25 protein-coding genes and 1 pseudogene are annotated in these 25,274 nt (G+C 60.2%); 16 read left to right on the top strand and 10 right to left on the bottom strand.

Going from position 1 to position 25,274, the window contains the following annotated elements; genetic code table 11:
- Positions 1–178: 178 nt before the first annotated feature.
- From PSH79_RS11120 to PSH79_RS11080, 9 genes are all read left to right on the top strand, one after another.
- Entirely contained in the window at positions 179–856 is a 678-nt protein-coding gene (locus tag PSH79_RS11120; protein WP_305442771.1) for a thermostable hemolysin, read from the top strand.
- Positions 846–2,327, top strand: coding sequence for an AMP-binding protein (locus tag PSH79_RS11115; protein ID WP_305442769.1), 1,482 nt, complete (start codon positions 846–848; stop codon positions 2,325–2,327). Before PSH79_RS11120 ends, PSH79_RS11115 begins: the two co-directional genes overlap by 11 nt.
- A complete protein-coding gene (locus tag PSH79_RS11110) occupies positions 2,324–2,998 on the top strand; it encodes a TenA family transcriptional regulator (RefSeq protein WP_305442767.1) in 675 nt (224 codons plus the stop codon). Before PSH79_RS11115 ends, PSH79_RS11110 begins: the two co-directional genes overlap by 4 nt.
- The gene (locus tag PSH79_RS11105; protein ID WP_305442765.1) at positions 2,985–3,794 is read left to right on the top strand and encodes an SDR family oxidoreductase; all 810 of its coding nucleotides are present in this window, start codon (positions 2,985–2,987) and stop codon (positions 3,792–3,794) included. The genes PSH79_RS11110 and PSH79_RS11105 overlap by 14 nt, the downstream gene beginning before the upstream one ends.
- Complete coding sequence (locus PSH79_RS11100; RefSeq protein ID WP_305442763.1) at positions 3,791–4,435, top strand: tetratricopeptide repeat protein; 645 nt, start codon at positions 3,791–3,793, stop codon at positions 4,433–4,435. Before PSH79_RS11105 ends, PSH79_RS11100 begins: the two co-directional genes overlap by 4 nt.
- 11 nt (positions 4,436–4,446) lie before the next feature.
- Positions 4,447–5,109 (top strand): response regulator, encoded by a 663-nt coding sequence (locus PSH79_RS11095; RefSeq protein WP_047295015.1) that lies wholly within the window; start codon positions 4,447–4,449, stop codon positions 5,107–5,109.
- Positions 5,106–6,521, top strand: coding sequence for an ATP-binding protein (locus tag PSH79_RS11090; protein ID WP_305442757.1), 1,416 nt, complete (start codon positions 5,106–5,108; stop codon positions 6,519–6,521). The genes PSH79_RS11095 and PSH79_RS11090 overlap by 4 nt, the downstream gene beginning before the upstream one ends.
- Before the next feature lie 136 nt (positions 6,522–6,657).
- Positions 6,658–7,407: a fumarate/nitrate reduction transcriptional regulator Fnr gene (gene fnr, locus PSH79_RS11085; RefSeq protein WP_305442756.1), complete on the top strand. Its 750-nt coding sequence runs from the start codon at positions 6,658–6,660 to the stop codon at positions 7,405–7,407.
- Positions 7,408–7,497: 90 nt separating this feature from the next.
- Entirely contained in the window at positions 7,498–8,061 is a 564-nt protein-coding gene (locus PSH79_RS11080) for a GNAT family N-acetyltransferase (protein WP_305442754.1), read from the top strand.
- A 45-nt stretch (positions 8,062–8,106) separates the two neighbouring features.
- Here PSH79_RS11080 and PSH79_RS11075 read toward each other — a convergent pair whose 3' ends face one another.
- The 3 genes from PSH79_RS11075 to PSH79_RS11065 all read right to left on the bottom strand — a co-directional run bounded on the left by PSH79_RS11075 (position 8,107) and on the right by PSH79_RS11065 (position 10,807).
- Positions 8,107–9,180 (bottom strand): NAD(P)-dependent alcohol dehydrogenase, encoded by a 1,074-nt coding sequence (locus PSH79_RS11075; RefSeq protein WP_305442752.1) that lies wholly within the window; start codon positions 9,178–9,180, stop codon positions 8,107–8,109.
- A 140-nt stretch (positions 9,181–9,320) separates the two neighbouring features.
- A complete protein-coding gene (locus PSH79_RS11070; RefSeq protein WP_305442750.1) occupies positions 9,321–9,899 on the bottom strand; it encodes a LysE family translocator in 579 nt (192 codons plus the stop codon).
- 68 nt (positions 9,900–9,967) lie between these two features.
- Complete coding sequence (locus PSH79_RS11065; protein ID WP_305443919.1) at positions 9,968–10,807, bottom strand: AraC family transcriptional regulator; 840 nt, start codon at positions 10,805–10,807, stop codon at positions 9,968–9,970.
- 333 nt (positions 10,808–11,140) lie between these two features.
- On the opposite strand from PSH79_RS11065, the gene PSH79_RS11060 reads away from it, so the two are divergent.
- Positions 11,141–12,253: an aromatic ring-hydroxylating dioxygenase subunit alpha gene (locus tag PSH79_RS11060; protein WP_305442748.1), complete on the top strand. Its 1,113-nt coding sequence runs from the start codon at positions 11,141–11,143 to the stop codon at positions 12,251–12,253.
- A gap of 78 nt (positions 12,254–12,331) precedes the next feature.
- Here the strand turns inward: PSH79_RS11060 and arsH are convergent, their stop codons facing one another.
- The 4 genes from arsH to PSH79_RS11040 all read right to left on the bottom strand — a co-directional run bounded on the left by arsH (position 12,332) and on the right by PSH79_RS11040 (position 14,908).
- Positions 12,332–13,030, bottom strand: a complete 699-nt coding sequence (arsH, locus tag PSH79_RS11055; RefSeq protein WP_305442746.1) for an arsenical resistance protein ArsH — start codon at positions 13,028–13,030, stop codon at positions 12,332–12,334.
- Between the two features lie 12 nt (positions 13,031–13,042).
- Complete coding sequence (locus PSH79_RS11050; protein WP_305442744.1) at positions 13,043–13,513, bottom strand: arsenate reductase ArsC; 471 nt, start codon at positions 13,511–13,513, stop codon at positions 13,043–13,045.
- A 23-nt stretch (positions 13,514–13,536) separates the two neighbouring features.
- Positions 13,537–13,884: a metalloregulator ArsR/SmtB family transcription factor gene (locus tag PSH79_RS11045; protein WP_305442742.1), complete on the bottom strand. Its 348-nt coding sequence runs from the start codon at positions 13,882–13,884 to the stop codon at positions 13,537–13,539.
- Between the two features lie 136 nt (positions 13,885–14,020).
- Positions 14,021–14,908, bottom strand: coding sequence for a LysR family transcriptional regulator (locus tag PSH79_RS11040; protein ID WP_305442740.1), 888 nt, complete (start codon positions 14,906–14,908; stop codon positions 14,021–14,023).
- A gap of 133 nt (positions 14,909–15,041) precedes the next feature.
- Here PSH79_RS11040 and PSH79_RS11035 point away from each other — a divergent pair, with 133 nt between their 5' ends.
- Both PSH79_RS11035 and PSH79_RS11030 read left to right on the top strand, forming a co-directional pair.
- Positions 15,042–16,688 carry a GMC family oxidoreductase gene (locus PSH79_RS11035; RefSeq protein WP_305442738.1) on the top strand — a complete coding sequence of 549 codons (1,647 nt, stop codon included), beginning with the start codon at positions 15,042–15,044 and terminating at the stop codon, positions 16,686–16,688.
- A 176-nt stretch (positions 16,689–16,864) separates the two neighbouring features.
- Complete coding sequence (locus tag PSH79_RS11030; protein ID WP_305442736.1) at positions 16,865–18,487, top strand: MFS transporter; 1,623 nt, start codon at positions 16,865–16,867, stop codon at positions 18,485–18,487.
- A gap of 136 nt (positions 18,488–18,623) precedes the next feature.
- Here the strand turns inward: PSH79_RS11030 and PSH79_RS11025 are convergent, their stop codons facing one another.
- Positions 18,624–18,992: a DUF427 domain-containing protein gene (locus PSH79_RS11025; RefSeq protein WP_305442734.1), complete on the bottom strand. Its 369-nt coding sequence runs from the start codon at positions 18,990–18,992 to the stop codon at positions 18,624–18,626.
- Positions 18,993–19,260: 268 nt separating this feature from the next.
- Positions 19,261–20,667 (bottom strand): annotated as a pseudogene (locus PSH79_RS11020) (serralysin family metalloprotease).
- A gap of 221 nt (positions 20,668–20,888) precedes the next feature.
- On the opposite strand from PSH79_RS11020, the gene PSH79_RS11015 reads away from it, so the two are divergent.
- The 4 genes from PSH79_RS11015 (at position 20,889) to PSH79_RS11000 (ending at position 24,227) form a co-directional block, all read left to right on the top strand.
- Positions 20,889–22,835, top strand: a complete 1,947-nt coding sequence (locus PSH79_RS11015; protein ID WP_305442732.1) for a DNA topoisomerase III — start codon at positions 20,889–20,891, stop codon at positions 22,833–22,835.
- Between the two features lie 47 nt (positions 22,836–22,882).
- On the top strand, positions 22,883–23,386 hold the full coding sequence (locus PSH79_RS11010; protein ID WP_305442730.1) for a GNAT family N-acetyltransferase: 504 nt from the start codon (positions 22,883–22,885) through the stop codon (positions 23,384–23,386).
- Between the two features lie 45 nt (positions 23,387–23,431).
- The gene (locus PSH79_RS11005) at positions 23,432–23,722 is read left to right on the top strand and encodes a hypothetical protein (RefSeq protein ID WP_305442728.1); all 291 of its coding nucleotides are present in this window, start codon (positions 23,432–23,434) and stop codon (positions 23,720–23,722) included.
- A gap of 175 nt (positions 23,723–23,897) precedes the next feature.
- The gene (locus PSH79_RS11000; protein WP_103303361.1) at positions 23,898–24,227 is read left to right on the top strand and encodes a hypothetical protein; all 330 of its coding nucleotides are present in this window, start codon (positions 23,898–23,900) and stop codon (positions 24,225–24,227) included.
- 142 nt (positions 24,228–24,369) lie between these two features.
- Here the strand turns inward: PSH79_RS11000 and cynR are convergent, their stop codons facing one another.
- Positions 24,370–25,254, bottom strand: a complete 885-nt coding sequence (gene cynR, locus PSH79_RS10995; RefSeq protein WP_305442724.1) for a transcriptional regulator CynR — start codon at positions 25,252–25,254, stop codon at positions 24,370–24,372.
- Between the last annotated feature and the right edge of the window lie 20 nt (positions 25,255–25,274).

Here is a 25,274-nt window from a genome sequence, read left to right as displayed (position 1 = left end):
GGTCGATGGGCTCGACGGTCACGTTCCTTTCGCCGGGCTAACCGACGGTGTCACCCTGCCCGGCCAGTCTTAAGACAGTCTGAAGATCGGCCCGTAGATTAACCTTTTTTTACCTTCAGACTTCGTTAAGAAATGGCTCGGATACTTCGCTCAAATCTTTGAGGGAGGCGTTCTGCCCATGCCCGATTTCGACTGGAACATCCCCCTGCCCCTGCATTTCGGCCAGGCCGAAACACCGCAGATGACGCTGACCCATGCGTTGCCCGACGACGCACAACGAATAGCGTTCGAAGCGTTCATTCAGCAACGCTTTCGCAAGGCCCACGGCGCTGACATCCGCCACTTCATGCCCGAGCTGTTCGGCATGCACAACGCCGACGGTGAGCTGAGTGCGGTGGCCGGTGTGCGTCGCGCCCATCTGGAGTCGCTGTTCCTGGAGCGTTATCTGGATGAGCCGATTGAGCCGTTGATCAGCGCGGCGGCGGATCGCCCGGTGACGCGCGACGGCATCGTCGAAGTCGGCAACCTTGCGGCCAGCGACACCGGCAGTGCACGCCTGAGCATTATCGCCATCACCTACTTGCTGGCCATGGGCGGTCTGGAGTGGGTGACGTTCACCGGCAATATCGGGCTGGTCAACAGCTTCCATCGTCTGGGCCTGAACCCGGTGACATTGTGCGCCGCAGACCCGGAGCGACTGGGTGACGAGCGTCAACATTGGGGCAGTTATTACGAAAGCAAACCTTGGGTCCATGTCGGCAACATCCGCGCCGGGTTTATCCATTTGCGCAATATCGGCCTGTTCACACGCCTGGGGCTGCCGACCTCGATTGAAGGAGCTTTCCATGTCGCTTGAACTGCAACGATTCAAGGAAACCCTGCGCAGCCATGCCGGGCGTAATGACAACGCGATCGCGCTGTGGGGCGACACGCTGAAAATCGATTACACGACCCTGTACGCCGAGGTGATGTATCGCCAGGAGCGCTTGCGCGATGAAAACGTGCAGGTGATCGCACTGGCGCTGGATAACGGCGTCGACGCGATGCTCTGGGATTTGGCCGTGCTGTTCGAAGGCCTGACCTGTGTGACGCTGCCGCCGTTTTTCAGCCCGGTGCAACGTGCCCATTGTCTGGAGCAGAGTCAGGCCGAACGGGTGATCGCCGAGCCGGATCTGGAAGCCGAGTTGCTCGCGGGCGGTTACGTGAAAAATGGCGAGTTCTGGTGCCGCACATTCAGCGGTCCGAGCCGCATGCCCGCCGGCACGGCCAAACTGACGTTCACCTCTGGCACCACCGGCACGCCCAAAGGCGTGTGTTTGAGTGCCGACAGTGTGTTGCGCGTGGCGCGTGAGCTGCATCAGGCCAGCGAACCCACCTCGCCACGACATCACATGGCTTTGCTGCCGCTGGCGATTCTGCTGGAAAACCTCGGGTGTTATGCCGCGCTGTATGCCGGTGCGATATTGAGCCTGCCGAGCCAGAAAACCCTCGGAATTCAGGGCGCCAGCGGCGTCGATGTGCCGCGCCTGCTGGGCTATCTGGCCAGCCGTGCGCCGGAGAGTCTGATTCTGGTGCCGCAGCTGTTGCTGATGCTGGTCAGCGCTGCCGAACAAAAAGCCTTCGATCCGCAGACACTGCGTTTTGCCGCCGTCGGTGGCGCACGGGTTTCGGAGGATTTGCTGCACCGTGCCCAGCGTGTCGGCCTGCCGGTTTATGAAGGGTATGGCTTGTCCGAATGTGCCTCGGTGGTTTGTCTCAATCGCCCCGGTGCGCGGCGTCCGGGCAGTGTTGGCAGGCCCTTGCCGCATATTGAAGTGCGCTTGGCCGAGGATGGCGAAGTGCTGATCAAGGGCTCGCCGCTGCTGGGGTATCTGGGCGATGCGCCGTACGCAGATGAATGGTGGCCGAGCGGTGATCTGGGCGAGTTCGATCCGGAAGGTTTTCTCTATCTCAAGGGTCGCAAAAAGCATCAGTTCGTCACCAGTTTCGGGCGCAACGTCAACCCGGAATGGGTCGAGTCCGAACTGACCCAGCGTCGCCACATCGCCCAGGCGTTCGTCTATGGCGAGGCGATGCCGCAGAACCACGCGCTGCTATGGCCGCACCGCACCGATTGCAGCGATGCGGAGCTGGCCGCTGCTGTCGCCGAAGCCAACGAGGTCTTGCCCGATTACGCCCAGGTACACCGCTGGACGCGTCTATCCCAACCCTTCAGCGCCGCCAATGGCCTGCTCACCGCCAATGGCCGCCCGCGCCGCGAAGCCATCGTTGCGCACTACCACACCCAATTGACTGAATCCGTTATCTGCGAGGAATCCGCATTATGAATTTTTTCGACACCCTGCAAGAAGCCACGCAACAGGAACGCCACGAGCTGTTCAACCTGCCGATCATTCTGGATGCCCTGCAAGGCAAAGTCAGCCTTGAGAGTTATCGGGCATTTCTTGCTCAGGCCTATTACCACGTGCGCCACACCGTGCCGTTGATGATGGCGTGCGGCGCTCGTCTGCCGTCGCGTCTGGAGTGGTTGCGCAAAGCGGTGTGCGAGTACATCGAGGATGAGTACGGCCATGAACAGTGGGTGCTCAACGACATCGCCGCGTGTGGTGGTGATCGCGACGCCGTGCGTGATGGGCAGCCGTCGCTGTCGATCGAGTTGATGGTCAGCTTCCTCTACGACCTGATCGCCCGAGGTAATCCGGTGGGTCTGTTCGGCATGGTCAACGTGCTCGAAGGCACCAGCATTGCCCTGGCCACCCACGCGGCGGGGAGTATTCGCGAGCGTCTGGGGTTGCCGGAAACGGCGTTCAGTTATTTGAGTTCCCACGGTTCGCTGGACATCGAGCACATGCAGACTTACCGCCGACTGATGAACAAACTGGAAGATCCAGAAGATCAGGCGGCGGTGATTCACGCGTCAAAAGTCGTCTATCGCCTGTACACCGACATGTTCCGTGGCTTGCCACGCAACACGGAGGTTCAACATGCAGCTGCGTGAGGCGCGGGTTGTATTGACCGGTGCCAGTGGCGGCATCGGCATGGCCATCGCCCACGCCTTGTGCGCCGCCGGCGCGCGGGTACTGGCCGTGGCCCGACATCAGGAAGCGCTGCTGCCGCTGCTTGAGCGCTATCCGCAAAACCTGTGCTGGGTCGCCGCCGACCTGACCTTCCTCAGCGACCGACGCAAAGTGCTGGCCGCCGCCGAAGCCATCGGCGGCATCAACCTGCTGATCAACGCGGCCGGGGTCAACCACTTCGCCATGCTTGAGCAGCTCGATGACAACGACATCAACGCGATGCTGGCGGTGAACATCAGCGCGCCGATCTGCCTGACCAAGCTGTTGCTGCCAATGCTCAAGCAGGCCGACAGCGCGATGGTGGTCAACGTTGGCTCGACCTATGGCTCGATCGGCTACCCCGGTTATGCCAGTTATTGCGCGACCAAGTTTGCCCTGCGCGGGTTTTCCGAAGCGCTGCGCCGGGAGTTGGCCGACACCCGTGTCAGCGTGCTCTACGTCGCGCCACGCGCCACCCGTACGTCGATGAACAGCGCCGCCGCGCAAGCTTTGAACGATGCGCTCAAAGCCAACGTCGACGATCCGCAAACCGTGGCGTCGGCGGTGATTCACGCGATTGCAGGCGACCGTCGCGACCTGTATCTGGGCTGGCCGGAACGTTTCTTCGTGCGCCTCAACAACCTGCTGCCACATCTGGTTGATCGGGGTCTGCGCAAGCAGTTGCCGCTGATCCGCCGCCTCAGTGAAAAACCTGAAAACGAGACCTTCAAGCCATGAAAAAATTGTCCGCATGCCTGTTGTTGGCCGCCCTGAGTCAAAGTGTCTGGGCGCTGGATTCCGCTGATCAACAACGCCTCACCGGCATCCAGCAGAGCTGGGCGCATATTCAATACGAAGTGGCCGAGAAACAGCGCGCCGCCGCTTTCGAGCAACTGTCCAGCGAAGCCACGGCGTTCACCACGCAACGCCCGGCCGTGGCCGAAGCCTGGATCTGGAAAGGCATCGTCACCAGCAGTTGGGCCGGCGCCGAGGGTGGGCTCGGTGCCTTGAGCAAAGCCAAGGACGCCAAGGCGGACCTGGAAAAATCCCTGACCCTCGATCCCAAAGCCTTGCAAGGTTCGGCCTACACCAGCCTCGCCGCGCTGTATGACCGCGTACCGGGCTGGCCGATCGGTTTCGGCGACAGCGACAAGGCTGAGCAACTGCTCAAGCAGGCGCTGCAACTCAATCCCAATGGCATCGACAGCCTGTACTTCTGGGGCGATCACCTCTACCGTGAGAAACGCTACGCTGAAGCGAAAGTGGCGCTGCAAAAAGCCTTGCAAGCTGCGCCGCGTCCGGGCCGGGAAAGCGCCGACGCCGGGCGCCGCAAAGAGATCGCCGCCCTGCTGGTGGACGTCAACAAGAAACTCGACTGACAGGAGTGCGCGTGCGCTTATTACTGATTGAGGATGACGTGGCGCTCGGTGAAGGCATTCATCAGGCGCTGGGGCGTGAGGGTTACACCGTCGATTGGCTCAAGGACGGCAGCAGCGCGTTGCATGCGCTGCTCAGTGAAACCTTTGATGTGGCGGTGCTTGATCTCGGTCTGCCGCGCATGGACGGCCTCGAAGTGCTGCGCCGTTTGCGCGACAGCGGTTCGAACCTGCCGGTGCTGATCCTCACTGCCCGCGATGCTACCGAGGACCGCATCGCCGGGCTCGACGCCGGGGCCGATGATTATCTGGTCAAGCCGTTCGATCTGGCCGAACTCAAGGCGCGCTTGCGTGCCTTGTTGCGGCGCAGTGCCGGGCGCGCCCAGGCGCTGATCGAACACGCCGGCATCAGCCTCAACCCTGGCACCCAACAGGTCAGCTATCAGGGCCAGCCTGTGGCGCTGACCCCCAAGGAATATCAGTTGCTGCACGAATTGCTCTCGCCGCCGGGCCGCGTGATGACTCGCGATCAATTGATTCAGTTGCTCTACGGCTGGAACGAAGAGGCCGAAAGCAACACCCTGGAAGTGCACATCCATCACCTGCGCAAGAAATTCTCCACCGACCTGATCCGCACCATTCGTGGCGTGGGCTATCTGGTGGAGGAGCGTCGATGACCTCGATCCGCCGCCGTACGCTGACGCTGATCATCGGCCTGTTGCTCGCCGGTCTGGCGGTGCTCAGCGTGTTCAACGTGCATGACAGCAACCACGAAATCGCCGAAGTCTACGACGCGCAACTGGCGCAAAACGCCCGCCTGCTGCAAGGCGTGATGCGCATGCCGATGGCGAGTACCGAGCACGCGCAGTTGTATCAGGCGTTCAATCAGGCCCTCGGCGAAGCCAAGCCCCGGGTCGATGGTCATCCGTACGAAAGCAAAATCGCTTTTCAGGTGTGGAACCCCAAGGGTGAGGTGCTGGTGCACACGGCCAGCGCGCCCTCCTTCACCGCACCGCCGACCCAACCGGGTTTCAGCGATGTGCTGGATTTGAAGGGCCGCCAATGGCGGGCGTTCATGCTGGAGGACAAACAAAACAACCTGCGCATCTGGGTCGGCGAACGCGATGACGTGCGCTCAGATTTGGTCGACCGCATCGTGCGTCATACGTTGTGGCCAAACGTGATCGGCAGCCTGATCCTCGCGGCCATGGTCTGGCTGGCCATCGGGTGGGGACTCAAGCCGCTGGCGGACATGGCTGCCACCCTGCGCGCCCGCCACAGTGGCTCGCTGGAACCGCTGCAAATGACGCCGCTGCCCAGCGAACTGGAACCAATGCAAGCAGCGCTCAACCGCATGCTCGCGCAGATCCAGGAAGTGCTCGGCCGCGAACGCCGTTTCATCGCCGACGCCGCCCACGAAATGCGCACCCCACTGGCGGTGCTGCGGGTGCATGCGCAAAATCTGCTGGAGGCCGGCACCGAGCAGGAACGCCGTGAGTCCCTGGAATTTCTGATCTCCGGCGTCGACCGCACCAGCCGCCTGGTCAATCAGTTGCTGACCATGGCGCGCCTCGAACCGAAACCCAACCCGCCGCCCCTGCAACGCATCGACCTCAGCGAAACCGTGCGCAACAGCCTCGTGCAACTGACGCCGTGGCTGCTGAGCAAACAGCTGGAACTGGCCTTCGAGGACAGCGCCGAAGCGCTCCACGTCATGGCCAGCACCGCCGCCATCGACATTGCGCTGAACAACCTGATCACCAACGCCGCTAACTTCTCCCCGGAACACGGCGTGATCACCGTGACGCTGACCCAGGCCGACGGCCTCTGCCATTTGAGCGTCGAGGACCAGGGGCCGGGCATTGACGAGGAAGATCGAGAGCGGTTGTTCGAACGCTTTTACAGCCGTGGCAATGCACAGGGCGCGGGGTTGGGACTGACCATCGTCAACACCATCGCGACGCGGTTGGGTGGGAGCATCACCCTGGTCAACCGGGCCGAGGGTGGGTTGCGGGCGACGTTGTCGATACCCGGCGCACAATCGCGCCCCGTGTCACAACGTATCACCCGCGAGCTACCACAGGGCTGAGTGCGCAGCGCAATGCTGGCCAATTCTGATCGGCCAGCCTGCCCGTTCGTCACTTGAGCGGGCAATCGGGCAAATCAACGGCATGCGATCAGCTCATACACCTATGCTTGGTGAACCTTGCAAGGCGTCCTCGCTAATGCCTGAAACTCGTCCCCTGAACATTCAATACCTCAAGACTGCATGCTCGAGTTGCAGCGTTGTGGAGTTGTGCCTGCCGATTGGCCTGACCGGAGAGGAAGTCGAACGCCTGGATACGCTGATCGTGCAGCGTTCCAGGATCAAGAAAGGCGCGGCGCTGTATCGCGCAGGCGATCCGTTGCGCTCGCTCTATGCGGTGCGCAGCGGTTCGTTCAAAACCAGCGCTTTATCCGTCGACGGCCGGGAGCAAGTCACCGGTTTTCATATACCCGGCGAGATGCTTGGTCTCGACGCGATCAGTCGCGATGAGCACGTGTGCAGTGCATTTGCCCTGGAGGACAGTGAAGTCTGTCCCATCCATTTCGCTCAACTGGAGAAGCTGGCCGAGACCTTGCCGTCATTGCAGCACAACCTCAACAAACTGCTGAGTCGGGAGATCGTGCGCGATCACGACATGCTGATGTTGCTCGGCAACATGAACTCGGATGAACGCCTGGCGGCATTTTTGGTGAATCTCTCGCAACGCTTCAACATGCGCGGATATTCCTCCAGAGATTTCGTGCTGAAGATGCGCCGCGAAGAAATCGGCTCCTACCTGGGGCTGCGCCTGGAAACCATCTGCCGTGGCATCGGCCATCTGCGGGATCAGGGTTTGGTGGATATCTCGGGGCGTAACGTGAAAATCCTCGACATGAAAGGACTCAAACAACTGATCGTCGGCTGTCGGCCGACTCAGTCGCCGATCTGATCCAGATCAGACGCCCGCATCACCAACGGCGTACAAAGACATCAGCGCAATGCACCGCGCGTTGATCTTTTCCACGCTGGAGGTCACATCATGCTCACTGTCAAAGACCACAATGATCGGGCTGCGGCTGTGTATGCCACGCACCACGGCCAATCCTGGATCGAATCGCTCAAGGACGGCCGACACGTGCTGATCCGGCCGCTGGCCGAAAAGGATCGCGAACGCGAATACGCGTTTATCAAGCGCTTGTCCCCCGAGTCCCGCCACATGCGTTTTCTGGCGCAGATCAGCGAGCCGGGCACGGCGCTGCTCGATCAGTTAATGGACATCGATCAGAAGCAGCGCGCGGCCTTTATCGCGCTGGTTCACGAGAACGGCGAATTGATCGAGATCGGTATCAGTCGCTATGCCGCCACGGCCGAAAAAGAATGCGAATTCGCTGTGACGGTCGCCGATGAATGGGCGCATCTGGGCCTGGGAACCTTGCTGATGGAGCATCTGATCAAGGCGGCCCGACAGAACAACTTCAGCCGCCTGTACTCCGTGGATTCGGCCAGCAACACGGGCATGCGCGAATTGGCCAAAGCCTTGGGCTTTGAAACCCACAGTGATCCCGACGATAGCTGCCAGGTCATCCATCGCCTGTATCTGTAGCAGATCAACGCGCCCCGCCCCGCCAACGATACGTGGCGCGTCTGATCACGGTGTAATCGCGACCTTCATCACGCCATCGCGCTGATGGCCGAACAACTCATACGCTGCCTCAATGTCATCCAGTTTGAAATGGTGGGTCACCAGGGGTGACAGATCGACTCCACCGCTTTGCACCACCGCCATCAACCGGCGCATCCGTTCCTTGCCGCCGGGGCACAGGGTGCTGACGATGCTGTAGTCGCCCAGCCCCGCCGCGAAAGCGTCGTAGGGAATGCGCAGATCCGAAGCGTAAACCCCAAGGCTCGACAACCGTCCACCAGGGCGCAACACCCGCAGCGCGGATTCGAACGTGCCCTGTGTACCCAAGGCTTCGATGGACACATCCACACCGCGGTCATCCGTCAACGCCATGATTTGCTCAACCACGTCACCATCCTTGAAATTGACCACGTGGGTAGCGCCCAACTGCCGCGCCACCGTCATGCGCTCAGCCACTGCGTCGACGCCAATGATGACGCTCGCGCCCTTGAGCCGTGCACCGGCCACTGCGCAGAGCCCGATCGGACCCAGCGCAAACACTGCAACGGTGTCGCCGATACTGACCTCGCCGCGCTCTGCACCGGAGAACCCGGTGGACATGATGTCCGGGCACATCAGCACCTGTTCGTCGCTCAGCGCGTCGGGGATCGGGCACAGGTTGGCCAGCGCATCCGGCACCAACACGTACTCCGCCTGACAGCCATCGATGATGTTGCCGAATTTCCAACCGCCGGTGGCGCGGAAACCGTGGCGGGTGTCGGGGCCGTCCTGAGAGCCACAGCCGCACAGGCAGGCGTAACTTTGGCCGCTGGGGGTAATGGCGCCGGCGATCACGCGCTGACCTTCGACAAAGCCGCGCACTTGCGAGCCGAGTTTCTCGATGACACCCACCGGCTCATGACCCACGGTCAAGCCTTTGGCCACCGGATACTCGCCGCGCAGGATGTGGACGTCAGTGCCGCAGATCGTGGTGGTGGTGATCCGCACCAGCGCATCCAGCGGACCGACATTGGGGATCGGCTTGTCATCCAGCACGATGCGGTTCTTTTCGACGAAAATCGCCGCTTTCATCATGGCCATGAGCGAAGCTCCTGCGCGGGTGGTTCAAGTGAGTGCAGCACCTATTGGAGACTGCGCCGACTTAACCGACACAAGGTTGATCACGGTCAACCATTGCAGGATCGCGCCCACCGTTGCTGCGTCTGTCCCACAAAGCGCAATCACCCGTGCAAAAGCGCAACAGCGGATGAAATCACCAGCAGCACCGCGAGGATACGGTTCAACCAGCGCAACTGCTCAGGATTGCTGAGCCATCGCGCCGCGCCTCGGCCGAGCAGCGCCCAGATCGCCAGACACGGCAGTGACACCAGAAAGAACGCCAGACACAGTGCGTTCAGCCCTTGTCCTTGAGCGGTGAACACGCTGATCACGGCAATGGCCATCATCCATGACTTGGGATTTACCCATTGCAGCAATACCGCGCCGATCAGACCCAGCTCGGCTTTTTCTTCGCCGGCCTCAGGCTGGATGGCGGTGACCGGGGCGCTGAAGATCTGCCACGCCAGCCACAACATCCAGCACAACCCAAGGCCGCTGATGATCGGCCGAACACCGGGAAGCATCAACGTGCTGGCGCCGGCCCCTGCGACCCACACGAGTGACGCAGCCCCCACGCCCGCACCCAGAATGATCGGCAGGCAGGGTCGCCAGCCGCGTCGGGCGCTGGTGCTGAGCACGATCAGGTTGGTCGGGCCCGGGGTGATAGAGGCGACGAAGGCAAAGAGGATGAACGCAAGCATGGCAAGGCCCTTCAGGAAGTCAGGCCGTACTGTGGCGGTTGATGTGGGCGAGAGTCTTGAACGTTTGTTCAGCGGCGGATGCTGCCCGCGGCGCGCTGCTGATAGACACCGGGAGTGATGCCGTAAGCGCGCACGAACCAGCGGCCCAAATGGCTTTGGTCGGCGAAACCCAGGCGGCTGGCGACTTCCACCGGTTGCACGCCGGCGGCCAGAAGTTGGCGGCCTCGGCTGAGGCGCAACTGGATCAGCCAGGCGTGGGGCGCCAGGCCATAGGCAGCCTTGAACGCGCGGGTCAGGCGAAAGCGGTCAGTGCCGCAGACTTGGGCGAGGGTTTGCAGGCTGATGTCTTGTTCGTGATAAGCCATCAAGTAATCGCGGGCCTGTCGAGCAATCAGCGGTGCGCGGATCGTGGCGTTCTGTTGCGGCCGTCGATACAAATGGCTCGCAAGGCGTTCCAGCAATGTGTCCAGCGCCACGTCGCGGACCATTTGCACGTCTTGCTGGTGCAGCGCATTGAAGGCAAACAGGGTGGCGCGGGCCAGTTCGGGATCATCGTTGAGCACGCTGCCAATACCCGGCAAACCGCTGCCGTAACTGCCCAGATGCAAGCCGTCCAATGCCTGCTCCAGCCAGGAAGGTTGCAGGTACAGCATGCGATAGGTGAAGCCATCCGGACTCGGCGCATCGCCGTCATGGATGTCGCCCGGCTCAAGCATGAAGACCTTGCCCGGCGTGCTGTCATGCCGCGTCCTGCGGCTGTTGAAGCGCTGCACGCCTTGTTCGGTGAAGCCGATCAGGTAGGTTTCGTGCCAGTGCGGATCGTACGCGTGCGCGTGCCCGGCGAAATGCGCGTGCAGTGTTTCGATACCGGTTTCCCGGTCGTGGGTGAGGTTGATCCAGTTGCTCATGGCGCGAATACAGAATGATGGGCTGGCGCTAGTAACCCACAGTTGCCCGCGTGCGGCTAGAAGGTTTGTGCAAAGTTCCGGATCAATGTTGTCGAACAAACGGGTCATGCGCCGTATTCCAGTAACCGTCATTCAGCGACTTCAACAACGTATGGCGCCCCCACGGGCCGCAATACTCGGGTACATGCGCAATCAATGTGTGCCCCCACCGTTAAAGCAAAACAGGCGCCAACCTGAATGGACGCAGATGCTGCGCTGAACTGCCTTGCCTGATTTATGCTCATAGCCTCTTGAGGCCTATCCCCGTCCCCCCCCTTTCGGTCACCCCACCACATGCTCAAAAACCTTTGGTACGTCATCCTTCCCACGTCGCAGTTGACCCACGAGATCACGCCCGTGCGACTCCTCGGCCAGGCGTTTGTCGCTTTCCGCGACAGTCACGGCAAGGCGCGTCTGCTGTCCGATATTTGCGTACATCGCGGCGGTTCTCTATCGGCCGGGGCCAAGGTCGGTGACAGCGTGCAGTGCCCTTACCACGGCTGGCGCTTCGACGGAGACGGCCGGTGCGTGCAGATTCCCGCCCAGCCCACTCTGCGGATCCCGGCGAAGGCGCGCGTAGATGCGTACCCGACAGAGGAACGCTACGGCTGGATTTGGGCCTTTCTCGGCGATTTGCCGGAGGCTGAACGCCCGCCGCTTCCCACCCTGGATTGGCTCGATGATGCCAACGTTCGCGTGGTCAGCGGTCACTTTGACTGGGAAGCCAGTTGGGATCGGGTCATCGAGAACGGGCTGGATTTTGCCCACGCGCCTTTCGTGCATGGCTCGACCTTCGGCGACCCGGCTCATCCCGAAATCGAAGCGTTCGACGTCGACAGCGATGCATGGCAGGGTCAGGCCCGGATGTTGATGAAACGACCCAGGCGCATAGGCCTGCTCAGGCGCAAATCAGCCACCGAGCAGATCAGCGTGACGACCTTGCCCGGGTTTCATTTGTCAGGCCCGTGCACCACGCTGCAATTGCAATTACCCAACGGCTGGCGGATCTACATTGTCGCCGCCCATGTACCCGTGGATGCCAACCGCACCCGCACGTGGTGGATGATGGGCCGCACGTTTCTGCGCTCGCGCTTGCTCGACAGACGTTTTGTCGCCAGCAATCGGAAGATTTTCCGACAGGATCACGCGGTGCTGCGCAACGTGCGCCCGGAGCGCGTGCCGGATTCCTGGCAACAGGAGGTTTCGCTGAAATCCGATGCGCTGCAGATCGCCTTTCGCAAACGCCTTCGCGAGCTGGAACGCCTGGGCTGGCAGATCGATGAGGCACGACTGGCCCGCGACTTCACCGGGCGCAAGGCCTGCGCCATTCCATGCCCTGAGCGACGCACCAGCAGTGCCTGGGCGATCGAGCCGATTCCGTTGATTGACGTGACTGCCGAAAGTTGAATCCGGGCACGAACGCGCCCTATCGTGCAGCACGAAAAAAGCCCGCCCGGCAAACACCGGGCGGGCTTTTTCTCGCACTCAAATCGAACGCTGGTTAACCCGCGCCATCAGCTGTTCAGCGGTTTCCTTGCGCTCTGAATAGCGATCGACCAGAAACGCCTGTTGGTCGCGCAGCAGTACGGTGAACTTCACCAACTCTTCCATCACATCGACAACGCGATCATAGAACGGCGACGGTTTCATCCGCCCCGCCTCGTCGAACTCCATGTAGGCCTTCGGCACCGAGGATTGGTTGGGGATGGTGAACATACGCATCCAGCGGCCCAATACACGCAATTGATTGACCGCGTTGAATGACTGCGAGCCGCCGCAGACCTGCATCACTGCCAGGGTTTTGCCCTGGGTCGGGCGCACGGCGCCGAGTTCCAGCGGGATCCAGTCAATCTGCGCCTTGAACACTGCCGACATGGCGCCGTGTCTTTCTGGCGAGCACCAGACCTGGCCTTCGGACCACAGCACCAGATCACGCAGCTCCTGCACTTTCGGATGATCGACGGGGACGTCGTCGGGCAATGGCAAACCGGACGGGTTGAAGATGCGCGTCTCGGCGCCGAAGTGTTCGAGCAAGCGTGCGGCTTCCTCCACGAGCAAACGGCTGAACGAGCGTGCACGGGTCGAGCCGTAGAGCAACAGGATGCGCGGTTTGTGTTCGCCCGAGGTCGTGGCTTTAAAGCCTTCGAACAGGGTTGGATCAAGATTGGGCAGATGCTCTGACATATATCCTCCGGCTTACAGAGAGCCGATTCGATCCAGCTCACGCTGGAGTTCAGCGCGGCTGAGCGTTTTAAAAGGAAGGCCGAGGAAGGTCGCACAGCGCCGCTCGATGATCGTCAGCGTGGCAGCAAACGCCGCGTCTACTGCGGCTTCGTCACCGATCACATCGGAAGGATCTTCCAGGCCCCAATGAGCTTTCAGCGCCGGACCGAAGTACACCGGGCAACTTTCACCCGCCGCCTTGTCGCAGACGGTGATGACGATATCTGGCGGGTTGCCTTCAAAGGCGTCATTGCCCTTGCTGTACAAGCCATCGATGGAAATGCCGGCCTGTTGCAGCGTGGTAAGGCTGCGTGGCAATACCTGGCCTTTGGGGAAACTCCCTGAACTCACAGCCTCAAAACCCGGGCGCGCCAAGTGATTGAACATGGCTTCGGAAAGGATGCTGCGGCAGCTGTTGGCCGTGCACATGAACAGGACTCGCATGGAGGCCTCCTGACAGTTGGGATTCAGCAGCACACTGCTTCGCGGACGGGGCGCCCATCCATGTTCTGCAAGCGCGAGGCGTTGTCCTTGAGCCAGTCGGCGTTGGCCTTCGACGTCACTTGCAGGATTTGATGAACCCAGTCGGGCAGATGCGGGTTGAGACGGTAATACACCCATTGCCCCTGACGGCGATCGAGCAACAGTCCATTGCTGCGCAGTTGAGCGAGATGGCGGCTGATCTTTGGCTGACTCTCGCCGAGAGCGCACATCAACTCGCAGACACAGAGTTCGCCTTGATCGGCGATCAACAGCGTGGCGCGGACGCGGGTCTCGTCGGCCAGGCTTTTGAAGACTTCGGGGGGCGTGATCATCAGGGTGCACCGTACATATGGACGGCCAAATATACGGATATCCATATATTAATCAACCTGAAAGATCAAAAGATCGCAGCCTTCGGCAGCTACAGAGATCGGCGTAGGAGCTGCCGAAGGCTGCGATCTTTTGATCTTAGGAATTAAGCAATAACCCCTGCTCCGCCTCGCACAACCCCACCACATAATCCCAGACCACCCGCAACCGCACCGACTTGTGCAACTCGCGCCGGGTGCTGATCCAGTAACTGCGCTCGATGCTTTCGTCCGGCAGCAAGGGCACCAGATCCGGATCAGCGGCCGCCATGTAGCACGGCAAGACGGCAATGCCCAATCCCGAGCGAGCGGCTTCCTGCTGGGCGATGACGCTGGTGCTATGGAACACGACACGAGGACTGCGGCAGAAACTATTGAGAAACATCAGTTCCTGACTGAATAGCAAATCATCCACATAACCAATCCAAGCATGCCGCCCGAGGTCTTCTCGGCTTTTCAGTGCAGGTGCGTTGTCGAGATACCTTTGACTGGCATAGAGCGCGAGCCGGTAGTCGGTGAGTTTGCGAGTGACGAGCATGTCCGCTGCCGGACGCTCCAGATGAATGCTGATTTCCGCCTCGCGGTTAAGGATGCTGACAAAGCGCGGCACGGCGACCAGTTCCACCTCCAGACCGGGGTAGCGCTCGAACAGGCCGATCATGCGGCTGGCGAGAAACTTGATGCCGAGACCTTCAGTGACGCCGACACGGATTTTGCCCAGGGGCGCGGTGGATTGGGTGATTTCCTCCTGGGCCAGCAGGGCTACGTTTTCCATGGCTTCTGCGTGCTTGAGCAACGCCTCCCCCGCCGGGGTCATTTCGTAGCCTTGGGCGTGCTGGACGAACAGCGCGGTGCCGAGGCTTTTTTCGATGGCCTCGATGTGACGGGCAACGGTCGCGTGGGTGGTGTTCAAGCGGCGGGCGGCGGTGAGCAGGCGGCCACTGCGTTGCAACTCCAGAAAGAACCGAAGATCGTTCCAGTCGAACATGGGGTGTCCTTGTCAGCTATCGTCATTCAAGGCTGTTTAAAAACGCACAGCGGCTGCGCAAAAACTAACATTCTTTTGACGAAAGCTAACAACTAGAGTGTCCGACAATAAAAACAAAAAGCGAGGTCAGGGAATGCAGACTTCCCTTGATGAATACGACTACATCGTGGTCGGCGCCGGCCCTGCCGGGTGCTTGCTGGCCAATCGACTGTCGGCTGATGCGCAGCAGCGCGTGCTGTTGCTCGAAGCCGGCGGGCGCGACAACTATGCCTGGATTCACATCCCCGTCGGTTACCTGTTCTGCATCGGCAACCCGCGTACCGACTGGTGCTTCAAGACCGAAGCGCAACCCGGTTTGCAGGGCCGCAGCCTGAGTTATCCGCGCGGCAAAGTGCTCGGTGGCTGTTCCTCCATCAACGGCATGATCTACATGCGCGGCCAGGCCGGCGACTATGACGGCTGGGCCGCCGAGGGCAATCCGGGCTGGGCCTGGGATGACGTGCTGCCACTGTTCAAACAAAGCGAAAACCACTTCGCCGGCGCCGCTGACTTTCACGGCGCCAAGGGTGAATGGCGAGTCGAGCAACAGCGGCTGTCATGGCCGATTCTCGATGCGTTTCGCAGCGCCGCCGAGCAGAGCGGCATTGCCGCCATCGATGACTTCAATCAGGGCGACAACGAAGGTTGCGGCTACTTTCAGGTCAATCAGAAGGCCGGGGTACGCTGGAACGCAGCGAAGGCGTTTCTCAAACCGGTGCGTCATCGCGCCAATCTGACGGTGCTGACCGGGGTTGAGGTGGATCGGGTTCTGCTGGAGGACGGTCGTGCCTCGAAGGTCAGCGCCCGCCATGATGGCCAGGTGAAAAGCTTCAAGGCGCGCAAGGAGATCGTGTTGTGCGCCGGTTCCGTGGGTTCGCCGAGCATTCTGCAGCGCTCCGGGATTGGCCCGCGTCCGTTGCTCGAACGCCTTGGCATCGGGGTGATTCATGAGCTGCCGGGTGTCGGTGGCAACCTGCAGGATCACCTGCAACTGCGGCTGATCTACAAACTGGAAAACGCCCGCACCCTCAACCAGATCGCCGGCAGCGTGTGGGGCAAAATGGGCATGGGCCTGCGTTATCTGTATGACCGCAGCGGGCCGTTGTCGATGGCGCCGAGTCAGTTGGGCGCGTTCGCCCGATCCGGGCCGGAGCAGACTTCGGCGAATCTTGAATACCACGTGCAACCCTTGTCGCTGGAGCGCTTCGGCGAGCCGTTGCACAGCTTCCCGGCCTTCACCGCGTCGGTCTGTGACCTGCGTCCGCAGAGCCGTGGCCGCGTCGAAATCCGTTCCGCAAATCCGCAGGAAGCGCCGCTGATTCAGCCCAACTACCTGAGCCATCCCGAAGACCTGCGCGTGGCCGCCGATGCGATCCGCCTGACCCGCCGCATCGTCAGCGCCCCTGCCCTGCAAGCGTTCAAACCGGTCGAGTACCTGCCCGGGGACAGCCTGCAAAGCGAAGAACAACTGCACGAAGCGGCGGCCAGAATCGGCACGACGATTTTCCATCCGGTTGGTACGTGCCGCATGGGTAATGACGGTGATGCGGTGGTCGATGCGCAACTGCGCGTGCATGGTGTTCCCGGGTTGCGCATTGCTGACGCGTCGATCATGCCGCGCATCACTTCGGGTAATACCTGTTCGCCTACGCTGATGATTGCCGAGAAAGCCGCCCAATTGATCCTCAACCCACCGACAAGGATCTACACCCCAGCTCCAGAACTGGCCCAAACCCTGTAGGAGCTGCAGCAGGCTGCGATCTTTTGACTTTGTTTTTTCAAGGTCAAAAGCAAGATCAAAAGATCGCAGCCTTCGGCAGCTCCTACAGAGAACCGCGTTAATTCAAGGCATCGCGCATCACCCGGACACGCAACACCAGTGGAACAACAAAAACAATCACTGTGAGGGATACCGATATGTCAGAACACGTTCAGCCGCTGGACGCTGTGCGCAGCACGGACACCAGCCCGGACACACGCAAAGTCATCTTCGCTTCATCACTCGGCACCGTGTTCGAGTGGTATGACTTCTTCCTCTACGGCGCCCTCGCGGCGGTGATCAGCAAGCAGTTCTTCGCCGGGGTCAATGACACCACGGCGTTCATCTTTGCGCTGATGGCGTTTGCCGCCGGGTTTATCGTGCGCCCGTTCGGGGCGCTGGTGTTCGGTCGGTTGGGGGACATGATCGGGCGAAAATACACCTTCCTCGCGACCATCGTTCTGATGGGCGTTGCGACCTTCTGTGTGGGACTGCTGCCGACCTACGCCAGCATCGGCATCGCCGCGCCGATCATTCTGGTGGTGCTGCGCATGCTCCAGGGCCTGGCGCTCGGCGGTGAATACGGCGGCGCCGCGACTTACGTGGCGGAGCACGCGCCAATCGGCAAACGCGGTTTTCACACTAGCTGGATTCAATCCACAGCAACCCTCGGCCTGCTGCTGTCGCTACTGGTAGTGCTCGGTTGCCGCTACTTCACTGGCGATCAGTTTGAAGTATGGGGCTGGCGCATTCCGTTCCTGCTGTCGATTGTGCTGCTTGGCATTTCCACCTGGATTCGCCTGAGCCTGCACGAGTCGCCGGCGTATCTGAAGATGAAAGAGGAAGGCAAAACCTCCAAGGCGCCGATCCGCGAATCCTTCGGCAAATGGGAAAACCTCAAAGTGGTGCTGATCGCTCTGTTCAGCATCAACGCCGGGCAAGCGGTGACGTTCTACGCAGCACAGTTTTACGTGCTGTTCTTCCTCACCCAGTTCCTCAAAATGGACCCGGCGGTGGCCAACACCTTGCTGATTATCAGCGTGGTGATCGGTGCGCCGTTCTTCATTTTTTTCGGCTGGCTGTCGGACAAGGTTGGGCGCAAACCGGTGCTGATGCTCGGCCTGCTGCTGGCGACGGCGCTGTATTTTCCGATCTTCAAATCCCTCGCCCATTACGCCAATCCGGCGATTGATCAGGCCAGCCGTCAGGCACCGATCACCGTGCTGGCCGATCCTGCGACCTGCACCTTCCAGTTCGATCCAGTGGGCAAGGCGAAATTCGACAGCCCGTGCGACAAGGTCAAAACCTTCCTGGTCAAACAGGGCCTGCCCTACTCCAGCGTCGCCGCACCGGTCGGCAGCGCCGTGCAAGTCAGCGTTGGCGACGTGAAACTCGACGGCTTCGACGAAGCGGCGTTGCGCGGTGCAATCACCCTCGCCGGCTACCCGCAACAGGCCGACTTGCAGCAGATCAATAAACCAATGATCGTCGCCCTCATCGTCGCGCTGATCATCATCTCGGCCATGTGCTACGGGCCGCTGGCGGCGCTGATGGTTGAGCTGTTCCCGACCCGCATCCGCTACACCTCGATGTCCTTGCCGTACCACATCGGCAATGGCTGGTTTGGCGGGTTCCTGCCGACCGTGTCGTTTGCGCTGGTGGTCTACACCGGGGACATCTTTTACGGGCTGTGGTATCCGGTGTTGATTGCCGGGGTGAGCCTGGTGGTGGGGATGATCTGTTTGCGTGAGACGAAGAATATCGATCTCGACAAGAATTGAAATCGAACTGATTGAACTAGTGGCGAGGGGATTTATCCCCGATGGAGTGCGCAGCAGTCCCGTTGTTCCGGGGCGCTACGCGACCCATCGGGGATAAATCTTCTCGCCACAAATGGCTTCACCACAGAAGCATGTGTCAGGCATCAGCCTTGATCACTTCAAACTTCACCTGATCCGGATAAAACGCCACGTAGTTTTTGATCTGCTCGACCGAGATTTTCGGTTTTTCGTAAGTCCACACCGCATTCGCCCCCTCATGCCCCGGCACTTGCAGGCTGAAGTAATTGGCATCGCCCTTGTATGGACAATAGCTGGTGTGGTCGGTGCGGGCGAAATATTTTTCGTCGATGTCTTCGCGGGGGACGTAATAAACCGGCGGGTAGTTAGCCTCATGGAGGATCAATGCGTGGGAAGACGCGGCGACCTGGATGCCGTGGAATTTCACCAGCAGGCACCCGACAAGTTGTTCGAGGTTTATGACGGGACTGAGGCCGGAGCTTTTCATGGGGTTCTCCTGAAGACGGCGAAGAGACCGGTTCAGGTATAGCCCATCGGCTCTGGTCAGGCTGGTTTTACAGCCGAACGGCCACTCTCTTCATGAATGAGTAATTGTGGCGAGAGGATTTATCCCCGATGGGGAGTGAAGCAGCCCTAACACCCCTTATCTCGGCGCATCAGACACACCGAAGCGGCAGGGTTTTGGGTCGCTGCGCAGCCCATCGGGGATAAATCCCCTCGCCACAGAATGACAACCAGTGACACGCTGGCTCAGATCAGACGACGATATCCGCCGCCAACGCCTGCCCTACCACACCCACGGCAAAATCAATCTCGCCGTGCCCTGTCAGGTCGACCAGTAGCGTGGTCTGATCGCTCTGCGCGTAGTAGGTCAACATCGCATCGCCGGCATGTCCGGTGAAACCGCTGACAAAATTGAGCGTGGTCGCCCCCGTAGCAAACCCGGCAATCCCCGACAGGTCGATCTTGTCCAGGCCGCTTTGGAAATCCATGATCCAGTCCGGCTGGTTATTGGTCGAATCGCTGGCCGCGCCAAACACGAAAGTGTCCGCACCCTCACCGCCCCACAGCACGTCTGCGCCGCCGCCACCGTAAAGGATGTCGTTGCCGGCCCCGCCAAACAGGTGATTGATCGCCGCGTTGCCGATCAACAGATCATTGCCCGAACCAGCCACAGCGTTTTCCACGGTTACGCCGTATGCAATCGACACGTTACCGACCAGCCCGCCGACGTCGGAGAACGAACCTTCATTGAGGTTGATCTTCTGGTTCTGGCTGAAGCCGGAGAAGTCCAGCGTGTCGTTGCCGCCGCCATCCCACACCGAGAACACCAGTTTCGACGACGCCGAAGTGGCGCTGTAGAAATCGCGGCCGGCGCTGGAATTGAAACCGTACGTGGTGTTATCGGCGCGGGTTTCGTAGTTGGCGCCATACAGCTTCTGCACCGCAACGATATCGTCCAGCAACGGCGCCGAGGCGTAGGCACCGCTGCCGTCCTTGCTGAAGTTCTGCTCGGTATTGGCCTCGCTCCAGTAGCTCATCAGGCTGTAGCCACGGGTGTCTTCGGCTTATTTGGCGTCGGCGTAGGTCGGGTTGCCATTGCCGGCGTTGTAGGCGCCGGGGTGCGACAGGCCGAGGGTGTGGCCAATTTCGTGGGTCAGGGTCTGACGCCCGTAGTTATTGGTGTCCGGGGTTTTGTTGACCTGGTATTGATCGTTGATCAAGTACCACGACTGGCCGTCATAACTGCCGCCGCTCGGCAAGTAGGCGAACGCCGCGCCGCCGGTGCTGACGTCGTAGTTGCCGAAGGTCATGTGGCCGTCGCCACCCTTGCCCTCGGTGAAGGTGACGTTGGCAACGTCGGCCCAGGATTGCATAGCCAGCACGGCTTGAGCTTTCTGCTGGGCGCTGAATTCGCTGAAGTTGCCGAGTTTCGGGTTGTAGTTCGCCGGTTTGTCGGTGAGGAAGGTGTAACTGAGGCTGATCTTGCCGTTGGCATTTTTATCGCCCCACGACAGGCCCTTGCGCAGGATTTCGTCAGCGGCCTGATCGGCAGTGTATGAGGGCTTGCCATTGACCAGTCCTTCGCCACGGTCATACAGGTGGCTGAATATATTGACTTCATCGTAGGCGCTGCTGGTTTGGGATGTGGCTTGAGCCATGGTGTACGTCCTTGTTCAGTGGTCAGGTGTCGCGTTGAACCTGACATGACCTGCAACCGCCGCGCTAATCAATTTCTCGATAGCCCGGAGCAGCGTCCCCGAATTGCCCGTCACTTGCGGCAATGCTTTTTATCTGTATATCCATACAGATAAAAGTTGCCCCTGACGCCAAGTCCGGCCATTCTGTGCGCCTGTTCGGACCTTGATCGACGATGGTGGTTATGCGGCTGTACCTCTGTGAAAAACCTTCCCAGGCCAAAGACATTGCGGCCGTGCTCGGCGCCAGACGCCGGGGCGACGGCTGCTGGCTGGGAACGGACGTCACAGTGACCTGGTGCATCGGCCACTTGCTGGAGACTGCTCCGCCGGACGCCTACGACGCTCGCTACAAGCGCTGGGTGCTGGCGGATCTGCCGATCATTCCGGACAAATGGAAAATGACCGTCAAACCGCGCACCGCCAGCCAGTACAAAGCGGTGAAACGCCTGCTCGGCGAGGCCAGCGAACTGATCATCGCCACCGACGCCGACCGTGAGGGCGAGATGATCGCCCGGGAACTGGTCGAGCACTGCCGCTATCGGGGGCCGATCCGCCGCTTGTGGCTGTCGGCACTGGACGAGGCGTCGATCCGCAAAGCACTGGCCGCGTTGAAACCGGGGGCCGAGACGTTCAGCCTGTATCACTCGGCATTGGGTCGCTCCCGCGCGGACTGGCTGATCGGCATGAACATGAGTCGCCTGTTCACCCTGCTTGGTCGTCAGTCGGGTTATCAGGGGGTGCTGCCGGTCGGTCGAGTCCAGACGCCGACGTTACGGCTGGTGGTAGATCGTGATCGCAGCATCGCCGATTTCGTGCCAGTGCCGTTTTGGGCGATCGACGTCGAACTGCTGCACAACGGCACGCCGTTTACCGCGCAGTGGCGGGCACCCTCGGATGTTTGTGATGATCAGGATCGTTGCCTGAATCAGGCGTTGGCCCAACAAGCAGCGGCCGCAATAAGCAGCGCTGCCAGTGCGCGGGTGGTGAAACTTCGCACCGAGCGTATGCGCGAAGTGGCGCCCCTGCCCTTCGACCTCGGCACCTTGCAGGAAGTCTGCTCGAAGAAACTCGGCCTCGGTGCGCAGGAAACCCTCGACCTCGCCCAGGCGCTCTACGAAACCTACAAAGTCATCACCTATCCGCGCAGCGATTGCGGTTTCTTGCCGCTGAGTCAGCACAGTGAGGCGCCGGGAATTCTCGCAGCGTTGCGTCAGGCCGACCCGAGCCTCGACGCGCTGCAAGGTTATCTCGAACCTCAACGTAAATCCCGGGCATGGAACGACGCCAAGGTCAGCGCGCACCACGGCATCATCCCCACCGCTGCGGCAAAGAACCTCGAACGCTTGAGCGGCAAGCACCGCGCGGTCTACACGCTGATTCGCGCGCGTTATCTGGCGCAGTTCCTGCCCAATCATGAATACGATCGCACCCAGGCCGATTTCGATTGCGCCGGTGAAGCGCTGCGCGCAGTCGGCAAGCAAATCATCGAGCCGGGCTGGAAACGCGCATTGCCTGAGGCACTCGCGCCCGCCAAGGGGCGAGAGGCGCCGGCGCCGCAAACCCTGCCGGCCCTGAGTCAAGGCATCGAGTGCGCTGTTGCGCAGGTGAAGCTCAAGGACCTTTGGACGCAACCGCCCAAACCCTACACCGAAGGCGATCTGATCAAGGCAATGAAGAACGTCGCCAAACTGGTGGAAGATCCGCTCCTCAAGCAGAAGCTCAAGGACACCACCGGTATCGGTACCGAAGCCACGCGCGCGTCGATCATTCAGGGTTTGCTCGACCGTGGTTATCTGGTGAAAAACGGCAAGGCCCTGGCTGCAACACCTGCTGCTTTCAGCCTGATCGACGCCGTGCCTCGCGCCATTGCCGACCCCGGCACCACGGCGATCTGGGAACAGGCGCTGGACATGGTGCAAAGCGGCGAGATGAGCCTGGAAGAGTTCGTTACCAAGCAAGCGGCGTGGATGAGCAAGCAAGTGTCCCGCTGCTCCGCCCTCAGCCTGACCATCAGTGGCCCGCCACCCGCCGGCAAGGCTGCCGCGCCGTGGAAGAAAAAACGCAAATCGACGCGCAGCAAAACCGCCGGCACCGCCAAACGGACCGCGAAACCCGCAGCCAAAAAGTAATACACGCTACTGTTTCTGAAAGGTCATCACTTTCAGGAAGCCAAAGCATGCATAACGTCGAACTGCACCCCGCCCAGCGCGACGAACTGCAAACCCTCGAAAACCTGATGCAGTTCTACATGTACGACTTCAGCGAATGGCTGCCACTGGAGTTCGCCGAACATGGCTTCTTCAGCATCCAGTTGAAGGACGAGTACTGGCGCCACCCCGCAACCCAACCCTTCCTGATCCGCGTCGACGACGAACTCGCCGGTTTCGTGACCGTCGATAACGAAACCCACATCGCCGGCGCCGAACACAACATCGGCTACTTCTTTCTCGCCCGACGCTTTCGTGGCCAAGGTGTCGCGCAGTTTGTCGTCTCTGCCCTCTTGAGCCGAATCCCCGGTCAGTGGCAGATTTTCCATATCGACGCCAACCGGCCTGCACAGCGCTTCTGGGCCAGGCTGATGCCGGAATTGAGCGGCGGCGAATTCACCTTGCGGCGGCGTGAAGTAGACGGTTATCCGTGTACGTTCTATGTCCTGCGCAGCCCCTTTTCCGTTGCGTGAACGGATCCTTTCTCATTCCAAAACAGCTTTGTCCGACAATATGTAGTGAGCAAAAATAATCACTACAAAACCGTTGACGGCGTCGTTTTGCTTTTGCATGATGAAGACGTTCCCCGATCGGGAACATTTGGTAATACGCTTGAGCAAACTCGTCTGACCGCCGAGTTGTTTTTTCCGGATACACGCTGCCCACAAGGCAGATTGAAGAAGCTGACCTGGCCTGAACGTCCAGTACAAGGACGAGAAGCGCTGGCGAAAATTCTCAAGACGCTTGTGGTCGACACTGAAAATGTCGTCAAGGAGCCTCCCGGTTTTCGCTGCTTCTCCTCGTTGTGACGCTATTGCGTAGCAGTTATTCAACACGACTACATGCAACAGATGCACGACCCCGTACTTCACACGGGCGAGCGCTGACGTCCTGGTTTCGGTGCCAGGGATCAACTAACCGATGGGCTACCTGTATTAGCGAATCAACTTTGAAAGATCACCAGACTGGTCAAGGGGCAAAATCATGAATCTGAACAATCAACCCACTATCGAAGAACTGGCTCGTATGTTCGCTGCGCAAAAAGACAGCCACGACAGTCATATTCTGTGGATCAGCAAGTCGGGGCAGGTGCATATCGACTGCCTGGCGCCTCACGCTGGCGAAGAAGAGTTCGACCGCAACAATCAGAACCTGCTGGCCCGCCTGAAGATGTACCGCCGCGGCCACGGTTATGTTGGCAAGAAAGCCGCGGCCGACAAGGACTTCATCGGTAATGTTCTGCAGACGCTGAAACAGGCGTGGGACTCGATGCAGAACAAGAATGAAGTTCGGGTGATTGATCGGTTCTGCTGATTTACAACTTCAATAATTGAAAGGGCCTGCTTCCTTATAAGAAGCAGGCCCTTTTTTATCGCCGCTACTGTAGGAACTGCCGCAGACAGCGATCTTTTGATGTTGTTTTTAAAGATCAAAAGATCGCGGCCTTCGGCGGCTCCTACAAGGGGGTAGGTGTTTCGAGGACGAGGTTCATGAACGCCAGCGCCGCCGCACTGTGATAATTATTCTTGCGCCGCAACAACGCCGCCCCGCGCTGTGGCGCTTCACTGTCGACCCGTAGCCTGCGCAATGCCCGATCTTCAGTCGCAATCGCCTGCGGCAACATCGTCGCCATCGGCGAATGCCGAACCACCTCCAGCAAAGTACTCACCGAGTTCACCTCAATACGCACTTTGGGCGTGATCCCGTGCTGACGGAAATACTCATCCACCGATAGCCGCGTGATGAAGTCCGGCGCCAGCAGCGCAAAATCCAGTTGCGCAACGTCATCCGAGGTCAGCACCGCCGTGCTGTCGTATAACGGATGCTCGCGCCCGATCATCACCCCCAGCGTCTCGACAAACGCCGGAATGCACTCGATGTCCGGGCTGCGCACCGGATTAAACGCAATCGCGATATCCAGCGAGTCATCCGCAAGCCCTGCCTCAATGTCGTCCATCGACAACTCGAAGATCTGCAGATGAATCCCCGGAAACCGCGCTGCATAGTCGCGCACTAACGGCCCGACCAGATAAGCCATGAACGTCGGCGTCATGGCCAGACGCAAGGTGCCACGGGACAAATCCTTCACGTCATGCAGCGCGCGCTTGCCCGCTTCCAACTCGACCAACACACGCCGCGCGCATTCGATGTAGGCCGCACCGGCATCGGTGGGCTTTACCGTCCGCGAGGTGCGATCAAACAGGATCACACCGAGGGTTTCTTCCAGTTGGCGAATCTGTTGCGACAGGGTCGGCTGCGACACGTGCAGCGCCTCGGCCGCGCGAGTAAAACCGCCGTGATCGGCAACGGCCAGCAGATAACGCAAATGTCGCAACAGCATGGGCACACCATCTATAGGCA

The sequence above is a fragment of the Pseudomonas sp. FP2196 genome, from assembly GCF_030687715.1.
Taxonomy (GTDB): Bacteria; Pseudomonadota; Gammaproteobacteria; order Pseudomonadales; family Pseudomonadaceae; genus Aquipseudomonas.
Note: the sequence above shows the minus strand (reverse complement) of the source record. Positions and strands in the feature narration are given on the sequence as shown.

What these genes read in the sequence shown, in the direction of transcription:
- PSH79_RS11120 (WP_305442771.1), top strand. Translation starts at nt 179, where the DNA reads ATGCCCGATTTCGACTGGAACATCCCCCTGCCCCTGCATTTCGGCCAG.
- PSH79_RS11115 (WP_305442769.1), top strand. Translation starts at nt 846, where the DNA reads ATGTCGCTTGAACTGCAACGATTCAAGGAAACCCTGCGCAGCCATGCC.
- PSH79_RS11110 (WP_305442767.1), top strand. Translation starts at nt 2,324, where the DNA reads ATGAATTTTTTCGACACCCTGCAAGAAGCCACGCAACAGGAACGCCAC.
- PSH79_RS11105 (WP_305442765.1), top strand. Translation starts at nt 2,985, where the DNA reads ATGCAGCTGCGTGAGGCGCGGGTTGTATTGACCGGTGCCAGTGGCGGC.
- PSH79_RS11100 (WP_305442763.1), top strand. Translation starts at nt 3,791, where the DNA reads ATGAAAAAATTGTCCGCATGCCTGTTGTTGGCCGCCCTGAGTCAAAGT.
- PSH79_RS11090 (WP_305442757.1), top strand. Translation starts at nt 5,106, where the DNA reads ATGACCTCGATCCGCCGCCGTACGCTGACGCTGATCATCGGCCTGTTG.
- fnr (WP_305442756.1), top strand. Translation starts at nt 6,658, where the DNA reads ATGCCTGAAACTCGTCCCCTGAACATTCAATACCTCAAGACTGCATGC.
- PSH79_RS11080 (WP_305442754.1), top strand. Translation starts at nt 7,498, where the DNA reads ATGCTCACTGTCAAAGACCACAATGATCGGGCTGCGGCTGTGTATGCC.
- PSH79_RS11075 (WP_305442752.1), bottom strand. Translation starts at nt 9,180, where the DNA reads ATGGCCATGATGAAAGCGGCGATTTTCGTCGAAAAGAACCGCATCGTG.
- PSH79_RS11070 (WP_305442750.1), bottom strand. Translation starts at nt 9,899, where the DNA reads ATGCTTGCGTTCATCCTCTTTGCCTTCGTCGCCTCTATCACCCCGGGC.
- PSH79_RS11065 (WP_305443919.1), bottom strand. Translation starts at nt 10,807, where the DNA reads ATGAGCAACTGGATCAACCTCACCCACGACCGGGAAACCGGTATCGAA.
- PSH79_RS11060 (WP_305442748.1), top strand. Translation starts at nt 11,141, where the DNA reads ATGCTCAAAAACCTTTGGTACGTCATCCTTCCCACGTCGCAGTTGACC.
- arsH (WP_305442746.1), bottom strand. Translation starts at nt 13,030, where the DNA reads ATGTCAGAGCATCTGCCCAATCTTGATCCAACCCTGTTCGAAGGCTTT.
- PSH79_RS11050 (WP_305442744.1), bottom strand. Translation starts at nt 13,513, where the DNA reads ATGCGAGTCCTGTTCATGTGCACGGCCAACAGCTGCCGCAGCATCCTT.
- PSH79_RS11045 (WP_305442742.1), bottom strand. Translation starts at nt 13,884, where the DNA reads ATGATCACGCCCCCCGAAGTCTTCAAAAGCCTGGCCGACGAGACCCGC.
- PSH79_RS11040 (WP_305442740.1), bottom strand. Translation starts at nt 14,908, where the DNA reads ATGTTCGACTGGAACGATCTTCGGTTCTTTCTGGAGTTGCAACGCAGT.
- PSH79_RS11035 (WP_305442738.1), top strand. Translation starts at nt 15,042, where the DNA reads ATGCAGACTTCCCTTGATGAATACGACTACATCGTGGTCGGCGCCGGC.
- PSH79_RS11030 (WP_305442736.1), top strand. Translation starts at nt 16,865, where the DNA reads ATGTCAGAACACGTTCAGCCGCTGGACGCTGTGCGCAGCACGGACACC.
- PSH79_RS11025 (WP_305442734.1), bottom strand. Translation starts at nt 18,992, where the DNA reads ATGAAAAGCTCCGGCCTCAGTCCCGTCATAAACCTCGAACAACTTGTC.
- PSH79_RS11015 (WP_305442732.1), top strand. Translation starts at nt 20,889, where the DNA reads ATGCGGCTGTACCTCTGTGAAAAACCTTCCCAGGCCAAAGACATTGCG.
- PSH79_RS11010 (WP_305442730.1), top strand. Translation starts at nt 22,883, where the DNA reads ATGCATAACGTCGAACTGCACCCCGCCCAGCGCGACGAACTGCAAACC.
- PSH79_RS11000 (WP_103303361.1), top strand. Translation starts at nt 23,898, where the DNA reads ATGAATCTGAACAATCAACCCACTATCGAAGAACTGGCTCGTATGTTC.
- cynR (WP_305442724.1), bottom strand. Translation starts at nt 25,254, where the DNA reads ATGCTGTTGCGACATTTGCGTTATCTGCTGGCCGTTGCCGATCACGGC.